This window comes from Burkholderia sp. AU18528 (assembly GCF_002223215.2).
Classification (GTDB): domain Bacteria; phylum Pseudomonadota; class Gammaproteobacteria; order Burkholderiales; family Burkholderiaceae; genus Burkholderia; species Burkholderia semiarida.
In genome coordinates this window covers 773,818-785,108 of record NZ_NKFC02000006.1, presented here as the reverse complement: position 1 = coordinate 785,108, position 11,291 = coordinate 773,818, and the positions used below count along the sequence as shown (strand labels likewise).

Annotated in this window: 13 protein-coding genes; 7 read left to right on the top strand and 6 right to left on the bottom strand. The window is 68.3% G+C overall.

The genetic code is table 11. The annotated features are described in order from the left end of the window. Positions 1 to 26: 26 nt before the first annotated feature. From sctL to CFB52_RS20375, 5 genes are all read right to left on the bottom strand, one after another. Positions 27 to 1,016, bottom strand: coding sequence for a type III secretion system stator protein SctL (gene sctL / locus CFB52_RS20395; RefSeq protein WP_099317885.1), 990 nt, complete (start codon positions 1,014 to 1,016; stop codon positions 27 to 29). After that, positions 1,010 to 1,630: a type III secretion protein HrpB4 gene (locus CFB52_RS20390; RefSeq protein ID WP_257220553.1), complete on the bottom strand. Its 621-nt coding sequence runs from the start codon at positions 1,628 to 1,630 to the stop codon at positions 1,010 to 1,012. Before CFB52_RS20390 ends, sctL begins: the two co-directional genes overlap by 7 nt. 187 nt (positions 1,631 to 1,817) lie before the next feature. Next, positions 1,818 to 2,612 (bottom strand): type III secretion system inner membrane ring lipoprotein SctJ, encoded by a 795-nt coding sequence (gene sctJ, locus CFB52_RS20385; protein WP_099317280.1) that lies wholly within the window; start codon positions 2,610 to 2,612, stop codon positions 1,818 to 1,820. Position 2,613: 1 nt separating this feature from the next. Continuing rightward, on the bottom strand, positions 2,614 to 3,012 hold the full coding sequence (locus CFB52_RS20380; protein WP_060311186.1) for a serine kinase: 399 nt from the start codon (positions 3,010 to 3,012) through the stop codon (positions 2,614 to 2,616). 28 nt (positions 3,013 to 3,040) lie between these two features. Further along, on the bottom strand, positions 3,041 to 3,610 hold the full coding sequence (locus tag CFB52_RS20375; protein ID WP_059582619.1) for an HrpB1 family type III secretion system apparatus protein: 570 nt from the start codon (positions 3,608 to 3,610) through the stop codon (positions 3,041 to 3,043). Positions 3,611 to 3,983: 373 nt separating this feature from the next. On the opposite strand from CFB52_RS20375, the gene sctU reads away from it, so the two are divergent. Genes sctU through sctS form a run of 6 tightly spaced genes read left to right on the top strand, consistent with a single transcriptional unit; the run spans position 3,984 to position 10,052 of the window. Further along, positions 3,984 to 5,042, top strand: a complete 1,059-nt coding sequence (gene sctU / locus CFB52_RS20365) for a type III secretion system export apparatus subunit SctU (protein WP_059582625.1) — start codon at positions 3,984 to 3,986, stop codon at positions 5,040 to 5,042. Between the two features lie 5 nt (positions 5,043 to 5,047). Beyond that, complete coding sequence (locus CFB52_RS20360) at positions 5,048 to 7,024, top strand: FHIPEP family type III secretion protein (RefSeq protein WP_059583109.1); 1,977 nt, start codon at positions 5,048 to 5,050, stop codon at positions 7,022 to 7,024. 16 nt (positions 7,025 to 7,040) lie between these two features. Beyond that, positions 7,041 to 8,003, top strand: coding sequence for a type III secretion system protein SctP (gene sctP, locus CFB52_RS20355; RefSeq protein ID WP_099317278.1), 963 nt, complete (start codon positions 7,041 to 7,043; stop codon positions 8,001 to 8,003). Between the two features lie 7 nt (positions 8,004 to 8,010). Continuing rightward, positions 8,011 to 9,135: a type III secretion system cytoplasmic ring protein SctQ gene (gene sctQ, locus CFB52_RS20350; protein WP_099317277.1), complete on the top strand. Its 1,125-nt coding sequence runs from the start codon at positions 8,011 to 8,013 to the stop codon at positions 9,133 to 9,135. Next, the gene (sctR, locus tag CFB52_RS20345) at positions 9,122 to 9,778 is read left to right on the top strand and encodes a type III secretion system export apparatus subunit SctR (protein WP_059582633.1); all 657 of its coding nucleotides are present in this window, start codon (positions 9,122 to 9,124) and stop codon (positions 9,776 to 9,778) included. Before sctQ ends, sctR begins: the two co-directional genes overlap by 14 nt. Before the next feature lie 10 nt (positions 9,779 to 9,788). Continuing rightward, positions 9,789 to 10,052: a type III secretion system export apparatus subunit SctS gene (gene sctS, locus CFB52_RS20340; protein WP_059582636.1), complete on the top strand. Its 264-nt coding sequence runs from the start codon at positions 9,789 to 9,791 to the stop codon at positions 10,050 to 10,052. On the opposite strand, the gene CFB52_RS35160 is transcribed toward sctS, so the two are convergent. Next, positions 10,022 to 10,177 (bottom strand): hypothetical protein, encoded by a 156-nt coding sequence (locus CFB52_RS35160; RefSeq protein WP_257220550.1) that lies wholly within the window; start codon positions 10,175 to 10,177, stop codon positions 10,022 to 10,024. The genes sctS and CFB52_RS35160 overlap by 31 nt on opposite strands. Positions 10,178 to 10,183: 6 nt before the next feature. Here CFB52_RS35160 and CFB52_RS20335 point away from each other — a divergent pair, with 6 nt between their 5' ends. Next, positions 10,184 to 11,263: a helicase gene (locus tag CFB52_RS20335; RefSeq protein ID WP_257220549.1), complete on the top strand. Its 1,080-nt coding sequence runs from the start codon at positions 10,184 to 10,186 to the stop codon at positions 11,261 to 11,263. Positions 11,264 to 11,291 lie beyond the last annotated feature (28 nt).

The following is an 11,291-nucleotide window of genomic DNA, read 5'->3' as shown; positions in this document are numbered from 1 at the left end:
CTTCCACGTGCCGCGCGAAGGCCCGTTCAGATGGACATCGCGTCGGCGTCGGCATGGGCGGCATCGGTCCAACCCTCGTCGTGCAGGTCCCCCGCCGTTTGCAGGGCCGCGGCATCGTCCTGCCAACCTTCTTCGTCGCCGAGGTTGCCGTCGCCGCCCTCGCCGCCCTCGCCGCCCTCGCCGCCATCGCCGCCGTCGTCCGCGCGCGCATCCGGGTCCGCCAGATCCTCGCCGGCGAAACCGGCCTGCGCGTCGACCGCTTGTGCGTCATCCCCGGGCCGCGCACTCGGCGCCTCCCGCGAGGGCTCCTCCGCCACGCTTCGCACGGCGCGCGCCAGGGCGTCGCGCATCGCCGCCAAGTGCAACGACAAGCTCGCGTCGATCGCGCCCAGGTCGGTTTCGGCGACGCATGCGCCGGGCGCAAGCGTCGCGTCGGCCGCCACGCGCAACCGCACGGCGCGCCCGGCCTCGCGCCACGCCGCGGCCGCTTCGTCGAAGGCCGCGCTCGCCGCGGCCAGATCCGACGGATGAACACGCAGATGAACGGGGCTGCCGTCGGCGACGATCCGCTCCACCGTCGCGGCCGCGCGCGCGAAAAGCGCCTTGGGATCGGCCGACGCAACGATCTGCTCGACCGCCAGCGCGACCAGTTCGGCCAGCCGGTCCTGCTGCCCGGGCGCGAGCCGGCAGGCTTCGGCGTGCGCGGCCGCCGCGCGTTCGTGCCAATCGGTCAGCCCCCGCCGCAAACCATCGTCGTAGCCCCGCTCGGCCGCTTGCGCGAACTCACGCACCGCACGCTCGGCGAGCTCTTCCGCGCGGGCGCGGGCTTCGTCGAGCAGCACGCGGGCCTGGGCGCGCGCCGCGTCCAGCGCCTCGTCGCATTGCCGGCGCATCTCGGCGTACGCCGCATCGATCTCGACGATCGCCGCGAGGCGTTCATGACGCAGGACGTCCCCTTCGACTCCCACGCCGAGGTCCGTGCCTTCGGCCTGCGGATTGCGTAACCAGATCACCATGACCACTCCGGAAACAAGTCGGGCAGTTGCGAGACGATCGAAAGGCTCGGGCTCGAGCCTTCCGAAGACGGTAGTGACGGCGGCAACGAAAGGGACGGCAACGCCCCTTCATCGTCGCGCGCCGGCATGGCCCACCGCATGATCGCGAGCGGGCCGCCCGGCGCCCATCGGCAGTCGCGCTCGAAAAGCCGAAAGCCGAGCCACGCGAGGACGTCGCCATCGGCCGCGTCGAGCGGCACTGGCATGACCGATGCTGCGGGGTGCGCGCGCGCGGCCAGCGAGCGCGCCTCGCCCGCAAGCTCTCGCCCGCGCGCGAAGAGCAGATTGACGCCGCGCGCCCCGATCCAGCCCGTCAACTTCTCGCGACGCGGCCGGTCGATCCAGGCGCGCAATGGCTCCGCCTGCTCCACGAGCGCGCGCAGGCGGAACACGGTCAGACAATCGTGCGCCGGCAGCAAGGCAAGCGCCGCTTCCGGCGCGTCGAACGCGGCAAGCGGCGGCACGGGCATGCCCCATTCGTCGAGCAGCGCATCGGCAAGCGCCTCCGCCTGCGCGGGGCCGCATGCGCCGAGCCGGTCTGCACAGGGCACGCGTGCAAGGCGGCCCGGATGCATCCAGTCGAACAGCGTACGCCGGCGCTGATGGTAGGCGGCCAGCCTCGCCGCGACGGCCGCCGGCGTCTCGCCGTTCGGGGCGGCAACGCTGTCGGCGGTTGCGTCGTCTGCATCGGCTGCGTCGTATGCGCTCATCGTGTGCTCCCCCTGCTTGCCGTGCCGGCCATGCGATCGTTCGGATCGAAGCTCATGCCGGCGCTTTCGCCGCGCGCCCCGCCCGGCGCGCGAGCAGGCCCGCCAGTCCGCCGCCGCCCTTGAGCAGGTTGCCGCGCAAGAGCGCGAAGCCGCCGGCGATCATCAACAGCAGCACGCCGAGTGCGCCGCCCGCATAGACGATCCAGCCGTCCTGGCGATGCGGGTGGGCAGGTGGATCGAGCGCATCGGCCGGCACGCTCGTCACGCTGACCTGATCGTAGGTCAGCCCCTCTATGCTGTGCACGACCAGGTTCTTGATCGCCGGCGTCATCCGCTCGAGATTCGCGTCCGGCCGGTACTTGATGAAGACCGATGCGGACGACGGCTTGACCGACTGCGCGAGCGGATCGTTGTTCGGCAGCACGATCTGCACGCGCGCCACGACCACGCCGTCGATCTTCGACAACGTGTCGTCGAGTTCCTGCGACAAACCGTAAATGAAGCGCACGCGCTCCTCGGTCGGCGTGGAAACGAGCCCGTCCTTCTTGAACAGCGCGCCGAGGTCGTCGAATTTCTTGCGCGGCAGGCCGCGTGCGCGCAGCACTTCCACGGCATGCACGATCTGCTTTTCGTCGACGCCGACCGACCAGGTCTTGCCGCCATCGGGCGTGCTCTTTTGCGCGTCGACGCCGGACATCAGCAGCGCCGCCACCATTTCGTTGCAGTCGCTTTCGGTCAATTGCCCGTAGAGCTCCTGCTTGCATGCCGCAAGCGACAGCACGAGCGCCGCCACCGCGACGAGCCGCCATGCGGAGGGCGGCCTCGAAGGCACGAGGTTCGGTTTCATTTCACTGGTTCTTCATGAGCGTCTGCACGGCGTCCTTCGACGACTGCACGGTTGCCATCTTCACCTGCAGATCGGCGTTCAGGCTGGCGATCTCGAGCTGGATGGTCATGTCGGCGGCGGCAAGGCGCTCCATCGACAGCGCGCTCATGTGCTGAGTCATATAGAGCACGTCGTTCGGCACTTGCCGGTAATAGTCCGCCTGCTCCTCGACCGCTTTCGTCACGAGGTCCGCGCGCTCGGTCGGGTGCAAGGCCGCCGCATGCTGGCGCCCCGAAGCCATCATCGCCTGGAATTTGTCGACGAGCGGCTGCGATACCGCGTCCGCGGTCGGCGCCGCGGGCGTCGTGCCCGTGACGCGGGCCAGTTCGTACTGGAGTTGCGATGCAGTCGTGATGCTCATTTCGTTTCTCCTGGTAGGGGCAACAGGCTCAGACACGCATGTACTGCATCGTCAGCAGCATGTCGCTGGATGAGGACGACGGCGTCGCGACCGCTTCGCCGTCTTCGGCATGCGCTCCGTTCTCGAACGCGAGCGCGGAATCCGGCGCAACGAAGCGGCCCGTGCGCTTCGCGGTCGCGACCGCCTGCTTCAGCTCCTCGCTCGCAAGCAGAACCTTCGCGAGCCGTTCAACCTCTTCGTTGCCGCCTTCCTCCAGGAGGCGCCGGGCCTCCTCCTGCCAACCGAACTCCTGGCGGGCCTTCAGGCACTGCAGCAACATTCCCTTGCTGGCCGGCACGCAGACCGAGCGCTCGACCAGATTGCGAAAGAGCCGTTCGGCCTCGCTCCATTCCTCGCGCACCATATGCAGCCAGCCGTCGAAAAACGCGAATTCGGCGGAATCCGGGCGCAGCAGATGCAGCACTTCGACGAGGTGCTCGAGATCGTCGATATCGACTTGCTCCGGTGTGCCTGCGCGGGCCAATGCCACCCTGACCAGGTCGACGACCGCGCCGACGACTCCCGATGGGCACTGCGGCCGATCCTTCAGAACGTCCATCCTTTCCCCCAAGGAAATCAGATTCGATCCGATGGGCCGCACCCGATGAGGCGTGGCCTTCCGTTGACGCTAAGTTACGCAACACGATGGATACGCCACGTGCCCGGCACGAAGTCGCACAACGAATTGCGAAGCGCCGCATGCGAGGGACGGCGGCGCGTGCCGCGTTCGCGGACGTCTTCGCGCGTGCCCGCCGCGCGGGTCGCCTGGCTCACGTGGCCCGCGCCCGAGCGACGCGCCGCCGCGCCGCCTTGCTTCGCAGCCCTCGTCGTTGCTTCGCATCGCCCTCGCGCCGGATACAGCGGCGCCGCTAACGTTGCATCGGGGCGCCCCATCCCGGGTGCGCGCCTGCGACAAGCGAAGGACAGCGGTCATGAGCGACGAAAAAACCGAAGAGCCCACAGACAAGAAGCTGGACAAAGTCCGCGAGGAAGGCCAGGTCGCGAAGAGCTCCGACCTCGTCGAAGTCGCGTCGCTCGGCTCGATCGTGCTCGTGCTGACGGCGGGCCAGCACTATCTGGCCGATACGCTGCGCGCGATCGTCAAGGAGGCGATCGATTTCACTCACGGCGAGCGCGAGTTGCAGGACCTCTGGACCGTCCTCGTTCATGTCGGCCTGCAGGCGCTTGGCCTGCTGTGCGGGATCGCGGCCGTCGCGCTCGTCGCCGCCATCATCGCGCTCGCCCCCCAGACGGGGCTCAAGTTTTCGCTGAAAGCCGTCATGCCGAAGCTTGCGTCGGTCAGCCCCGGGTCCGGCTTTCAGCGCATCTTCTCGATGAACTCCGCCATCGACCTCGCGAAGATGGTCGGCAAGGCCGCGATTCTCGTCGCCGTCATGTGGCAGACGATCAAAAGCGCGATGCCCGTGGTGGCGAGCGCGCTCGATCACTCGGTACCGCAGTTGATCGGCGTGCTGTGGTCCGTGCTCATGCACGTGGTCGTGGTCGCGCTCGGCGTGTTCGTCGTCATCGGCGCGTTCGACTACAAGCTGCAGAAGTGGCTCTTCATCCGCAAGAACCGGATGTCGAAGGACGAGGTGAAGCGCGAGCACAAGGAGAGCGAAGGCAACCCCGAACTCAAGGGCGAGCGCAAGCGCATGGCCAGGGAGATATCGCAGGAAGGCCCGAAAGGCGGCGTCGCGCGCGCGAACGTCGTCGTGGTCAACCCGGTTCACTACGCGGTCGCGCTGCGCTACGACCCGGCGGAGTTTCCGCTGCCCGTCGTCCTCGCCAAGGGCGTCGACGAGCAGGCGCTGCGGCTGCGCCAGCAGGCCATGCACGCGCGCGTGCCCATCGTCGCGAACCCGCCCGTCGCGCGCATGCTGCACAAGGTGCCGCTCAATCAGCCGATTCCCGAAGAACTGTTCGAAGTCGTCGCCGCGATTCTTCGCTGGGTGGACGGCCTCGCGCCTCAAACCGCCACCACGGAGTAGTGGACATGTTCAAGACCATGAAACTGCCCGGCATCGGCGAGGCCGGCATCGCCGTCCTGCTGATCGCGATCGTCTCGCTGATGATCCTGCCGCTGCCTCCCGCGATCATCGACGGGCTGCTCGCGATCAACATCACGATCAGCATCACGCTGCTCATGGTGACGATGTATGTGGGCCATATCGCCACGCTCTCGGCGTTCCCGTCCGTGCTGCTCTTCACGACGCTTTTCCGGCTCTCGCTGAACATCGCGTCGACGAAGTCGATCCTGCTGCATGCCGATGCCGGCGAAATCATCGAAAGCTTCGGCCAGCTCGTCGTGGGCGGCAATCTCGTCGTCGGCCTCGTCGTGTTCGTCATCATCTCCGTCGTGCAGTTCATCGTGATCGCCAAGGGTTCGGAGCGCGTCGCCGAAGTGGGGGCCCGCTTCACGCTCGACGCGCTGCCCGGCAAACAGATGAGCATCGACGCCGACCTGCGCGCGAACATCCTGACGCCGGACGAGGCGCGCAGGAAACGCGCAAGGCTCGCCATCGAAAGCCAATTGCATGGCGGCATGGACGGCGCGATGAAGTTCGTGAAAGGCGATGCGATCGCCGGCCTCATGATCACGATGATCAACATCGTCGCGGGCATCGCCGTGGGCGTCGCCTATCACGGCATGTCGGCCGGGGAGGCGGCCAACCGCTTCTCGGTCCTGTCGATCGGCGACGCCATGGTCTCGCAGATTCCCTCGCTGCTGATCTCGGTGGCCGCGGGTGTCATGATCACGCGCGTGGACGAAGGCGGCGACCATGGAAATTCCTCCCTCGGCGAAGACATCAGGCGCCAGTTCACGAGCAGCGCGCGCGCGCTGTTCTTCGCCGCGCTGCTGCTGCTCGGCTTCGCCGCCGTGCCCGGTTTTCCGGCGGCGCTCTTCGCGCTGCTCGCCGGGCTGCTCGGCTTCGTCGGCTACCGTCTGCAGAAAAAGCAGGATGGTCCGGCCAAAGGCGCCGGCAAGCCCGTCGGGGCACTGCAGCGCGCCGGCGCCAAGGGCGACGCGCCGTCGATCCTGCCACGCCCGCCGCAGTTCACGTGCCCGCTCGGCGTGCGCCTCGCAGCCGATGTCAGCGCGCGTCTCGCGGCCGATGCCCTCGACCGCGCGTTCGACGCCCAGCGCCATGCGCTGCAATCGGCAGTCGGCCTGCCGTTCCCCGGCATCATGATGTGGACCGACGGCACGCTGCCCGAAGACAGTTACGAGGTACTCCTCTTCGACGTGCCGCAAGGGCGCACGACGCTCGCCGAAACGCGCGCGGTACACGCGGCGGCCGACGGCGGCGCCGCGGACGCGCCTGCCGCCGCGGCGACACCGGAAGCATTGATTGCGCGCCACACGATCGACCTGTTGCGGCGCAACGCCCATCTCTTTCTCGGCATTCAGGAAGCGCAATGGATGCTCGATCAGCTCAACGAGGACTACCCGGGCCTCGTCGCGGAGGTACAAAAGGCACTGCCGCTGCAGAAGATGGCGGACGTGCTGCGCCGGCTGCTGGAGGAAGAGGTGCCCGTGCGCAATATCCGCAGCATCACCGAAAGCCTGATCGTCTGGGGACCGAAGGAGAAGGACATGCTGATGTTGACCGAATACATCCGCATGGAGCTCGGCCGGCTCATCGCCTATCGCGCGACGGGTGGCGTGCGGGATCTGCCCGTCGTACTCGTCGACGTTCAGGTCGAGCAGCACATCCGGCAGTCGATCAAACAGACCCCCACGGGCAACTTCCTCGCGCTGCCGCCCGACGAAATCGCCCAGCTCGTCGGCAAGATCGCCGACATCGTCGGCGATACGCCGCGGCAGCCGCTGGCGCTCGTCGCGTCGATGGACATCCGGCGCTACATCAAGCGCATGATCGAGGCGCGGCTGCCCTGGCTGCCCGTGTATTCGTACCAGGAGCTCGGCTCGCACGTCGATCTCCAGCCCGTCGGCCGCCTGGCGATGTGATCGAGCGAGCCGCGCCATGCATTCCTCCGCCCCTCATCGCGCCCGCGTCATCGCGGCGCCGGCCACGCACACCGACCCTGCACCCGAGATGCCGGCCGCGCAGTTGAGCCGTCAGGCCGCCCTTTTTCAGCGCCTGCGCGCCGGCGTGCACGCCGGCGCGTCGGAAACGCCCGGCGACGAACAGCCATGCGCCGCGCCGGCCGAGCCTCCATTCGCCGAGCAAGCCGATCCGCGCTACGCGGTCGCCGGGTTCGCCGCGGACGAACATCGCGACGATGCCGGCAGCGGCGAACGCGACGACGACGCGCCGGCCGGCTCCGGCGACGAACGCGACGACGCTGCCGCGCACGCTCGATCGGCGTCGCCGGTGCCGGCTCCGGTACCGGCGACGATTCATCCGCCCATGCATTCGACGATGCGCCTGCCGGTGCATTCGGCCATGCAGGGGCTCATGCACGTACCGGCATATTCGACAATGCCCGCACCGATGCCGATGCCGGCGCGCGGCGCGGCGCCGCTTTCCCCGCAGCGGCCGCCCAACGCCCGGCCAGCGACGGCCGCGCCGCACATGCCGCACATGCCGCACATGCCGCGCGTACACGCCGCGCGCGAGCCGCAGCGCCCGACAGCGGGCGGCCCGCACGTCGTGGCCGCCGTGCGGGCACCGGCGCGCACGGGCCAGGACATGCACCGGTTCGTCGATTCGATCGTCGCCGAGGTGTCGGACTTCTGCGCGAATCCGATCGTGTTCGAAAGCGGCGACTGGCAGATCACGATTCCCATCGATCCGGCGCTGCTGCCAGGCTGCACGTTGAGCCTCGCGCTTTCGCATTTCCAATTGACGCTTCGCTTCGACACCACGGACGCACGCTCGCGCGAACTAATCTCACAGCATGCGGCGACGTTGCGCACGAGCCTCGAGGAAGTGATGCAAAACCGCTTCGACGGCGCGCGCAGCGTCGAGATCATCGTCACGTAAAACCAATATGGATACCACACGAACGCTACTGACAGACCACGCCGAGGCAGGCGCCCAAGCGCCGGCGGCGGCCGTCTTGCTCGATCCCGCGCGGCTGCCCGCGCTTGCGGCCGCCACCGCGCGCCTGCATCGGCTCGCCGTCGACGAGCGCCTGAGCGCACTGCTCGCTCACACGCTCGGCGTGTCGGCCTTCGGCGTCGGTACGCACGATTTCGTGGCGCCGGAGCGCGCCGCCGTCGTGCGCGTGCGCTGGGGCATGGAGACGGCCGCGGTGCGCATCGACGTCGGACAGCACGCGGGGCTCGCGAGCGTCGTCGCGTCGGACGAGCCCGTGAACGAGCGCTTGCGCCATGCCGTGTGCGCCATCCTGCTCGATCCGCTGCGGCGCGCGCTGCAAGCGCTCGGCTTCGACGGCGTGGAAATCGTCTCGCTCGAGCGGGCCGCGCGTGCGCCGTTGAACGCGCCTTGCTGCGCGCTCTCGCTGCGCGTGGGCGATAGCCGCTTCGATGCGGTGATCGAGCACATCGACGGCGGCTGGCTCGACGCGCTCGAAACGCTCGTGGCCCGGCAATGCACGCCGTTCGCCACGCACGTAAGCGAGATCGCCGTACCGGGCCGGCTGCGGATCGGCGAGAAAACGATGAGCGTGACGACGCTCGATTCGCTGCGCGCGGGGGACGTCATCTTGCGCGCCGTACCCGAAGCCACCCGCGCGCTCTTCGCGAGCGAGCGTTCATCCACCCCGATGCAAGTCGTCTGGGGCCGCTACGGGACGCGGCAACTGCGCGCCGTGGCAGACGTCACCCACCATCTGATGACCTTGAACGAGGACCCCACCATGAGCCATGAGACGCAGTTCAACGCGCCGCTTACCGATTCGATCGACACGCCCGTCGACATCAGCCAGCTGGACCTGCCGCTGAAGCTCGAGATCGACACGGTGTCGATGCCGGTCGCCCAGCTCTCGGCGCTGCGCGCGGGCTACGTGCTCGAGCTTCCCACCGCGCTGCCCGATGCGCGCGTGCGGCTCGTCACCTACGGGCAGACGATCGGCTTCGGCGAACTCGTGAGCGTCGGCGATCATCTCGGCGTGCGTCTCGTTCAGCTGTCGCGCGGCCATGGTTCAGTTTAGCGATCTCACCGGGCTGCTGATCACCGTCGTCGCGATCAGCCTGATCCCGTTCGTCGCCATGGTCGCGACCTCGTACGCGAAGATCGTGGTCGTGCTCGGGCTGTTGCGCAACGCGCTCGGCGTGCAGCAGGTGCCGCCGAACATGGTGCTCAACGGCATCGCGGTCCTCGTGTCCGCTTACGTGATGGCGCCGATCGGCATGCAGGCCATGCAAACCATGCAGACGATGCACCGTACCCCCGGCAGCGACACGTCGCTCGTCGTGCTCGATGCATTCGATGCGGCAAAGGAGCCGTTTCGCGCCTTTCTGAAGAAGCACGCGCACGAGCGCGAAAAGCGGTTCTTCGTGCGCTCGGCAGCCGTGGTCTGGCCGAAGGACATGGCGGCGAAGATCCGCGAGGACGACCTCATCGTGCTCGCCCCGGCCTTCACGCTGACCGAGATGGCCGACGCCTTCAAGATCGGCTTCCTGCTGTACATCGCGTTCATCGTCGTCGATCTCGTCATCGCCAACGTGCTGATGGCGATGGGCCTGAATCAGGTCCAGCCGACGAACGTCGCGATTCCGTTCAAGCTGCTCCTGTTCGTCGTCATGAGCGGCTGGTCCACATTGATTCACGGTCTCGTCATGACCTATCGCTGAGGCACGCGCCATGGAAACCGATACGCTCGTTCGCATCACCTCGCAGGGCCTGCTGCTCTGCCTGTCCGTCTCGATGCCGGTAGTGGCCGTCGCCGCCCTCTCCGGCCTCGCGATTTCGTTCGTGCAGGCCATCACGTCGATGCAGGATCAAAGCATCTCGTACGCGGTGAAGCTCGTGGCCGTCGTGGCCACCGTGCTCATGTTCGGCGCCTGGGGCGCCGCCGCGATCCTGCGCTTCGCCAATCAGATCATCACGCTCGCGGTGCCGTCGTGAATTCGCCGATCCGCAACAACCACGGCCACCACGCCGCCGATCTCGCGCAGCAGGCGCAGGCCGGCGCCGAGCACATGGGGCAGATGACCCAGGCGCGCGGCTTCACGGGCGTGAAGGTGCAGCACACGAAGATGCAGCGCGCGCGCATGCAGCACAACAAGATGCTCGCCGCCGCTTTCTACCGCGGCAAGCGTTTTGCCGAAGGCTTGCACAAGCCGCCGCCTCCTTCCGCGCAAAAGCTGATGCGCCAGCTCGGCCAACGGCCGCGGCCGCCGGGCTCGGCGAAGGCACAGGGTAAAGAGGCCTCGGCTCACGAACGGCCGGACGATCAGCACGCGCTCGAGCCCCGGCACGAGCACGAACACCCGCACGAGCACGAACGCAAGCACGAGCAGGGGCAGCAGCAAAAGCACGGACAGCAGCAAAAGCGCGAGCGCGATCAGCAACACGGCGACGGGCAGCAACAGCATCGCAACGGCCATGGACACGATCGCGGCTCGAATCAGCAGGGCGAGGAGCATGGGCAGCCGCAGCAGAGTGGGCCGCGCGACGGGCAGCCTCGGCGCGACGGCCGTCAGTCCGGCGAAGGCCGCGACAAACCGCGCAAGTTCGCGATCGGCAAGGCGGGCCGGGCCAAGGCCGCCGCGCGCAGCCAGCCGCTCGCGGCCACGATGCAACTGCTCGCGGCGCAAAAGCTCGGTGCGCCGGACTTGCCGGCCGAACTCGCGGCGGCGTGCGCGAAGGAGGTGCTGCGGCTTGCCGCGCAGATCGAGCTGGGCCCCTTGCTGGCCGTGCCGATGCTGCTCGCGATGCGCTCGCCGATGGCGCTCCGGCGCAATGCCGCCCGGCTTCACGCGCACCGCGACGCGGCACTGATGCAAGGCGCGGCGACCCCGGGAAAGGCCGCCGCGGTGGCGGGGCTTCTCGGCGTCTCGCTCGACAACACGCTCGCACGCCAGCGCGCGGGCATCGAATACACGTACGACGATCAATCGATCGCGGCAGTGAAGCAACGCATTCTCGACACGCAAGCCGCGCTGCCGGCCCGCGGGGCGCCAGCCGGTGCCGCCGTCACGGGCGGCGCGACGAGCGGCGCGATCGGCGATCAAACCGGCGCCGCGCGGCAAGGAGCGGCCAAGCCCGCGGCCGGCGCTTCGGATAAGACGTTCGAAGTTCGCATGGCGCCGGCTGCGACAGCGGCTAAACCCTAAACTGATTCTGACGGTCGAGGCCCGGCAG

Bases quoted from the DNA above. Each gene is read 5' to 3' on its own strand.
- sctL (WP_099317885.1), bottom strand. From the start codon at position 1,016: ATGGTGATCTGGTTACGCAATCCGCAGGCCGAAGGCACGGACCTCGGC.
- CFB52_RS20390 (WP_257220553.1), bottom strand. From the start codon at position 1,630: ATGCATCCGGGCCGCCTTGCACGCGTGCCCTGTGCAGACCGGCTCGGC.
- sctJ (WP_099317280.1), bottom strand. From the start codon at position 2,612: ATGAAACCGAACCTCGTGCCTTCGAGGCCGCCCTCCGCATGGCGGCTC.
- CFB52_RS20380 (WP_060311186.1), bottom strand. From the start codon at position 3,012: ATGAGCATCACGACTGCATCGCAACTCCAGTACGAACTGGCCCGCGTC.
- CFB52_RS20375 (WP_059582619.1), bottom strand. From the start codon at position 3,610: ATGGACGTTCTGAAGGATCGGCCGCAGTGCCCATCGGGAGTCGTCGGC.
- sctU (WP_059582625.1), top strand. From the start codon at position 3,984: ATGAGCGACGAAAAAACCGAAGAGCCCACAGACAAGAAGCTGGACAAA.
- CFB52_RS20360 (WP_059583109.1), top strand. From the start codon at position 5,048: ATGTTCAAGACCATGAAACTGCCCGGCATCGGCGAGGCCGGCATCGCC.
- sctP (WP_099317278.1), top strand. From the start codon at position 7,041: ATGCATTCCTCCGCCCCTCATCGCGCCCGCGTCATCGCGGCGCCGGCC.
- sctQ (WP_099317277.1), top strand. From the start codon at position 8,011: ATGGATACCACACGAACGCTACTGACAGACCACGCCGAGGCAGGCGCC.
- sctR (WP_059582633.1), top strand. From the start codon at position 9,122: ATGGTTCAGTTTAGCGATCTCACCGGGCTGCTGATCACCGTCGTCGCG.
- sctS (WP_059582636.1), top strand. From the start codon at position 9,789: ATGGAAACCGATACGCTCGTTCGCATCACCTCGCAGGGCCTGCTGCTC.
- CFB52_RS20335 (WP_257220549.1), top strand. From the start codon at position 10,184: ATGCAGCGCGCGCGCATGCAGCACAACAAGATGCTCGCCGCCGCTTTC.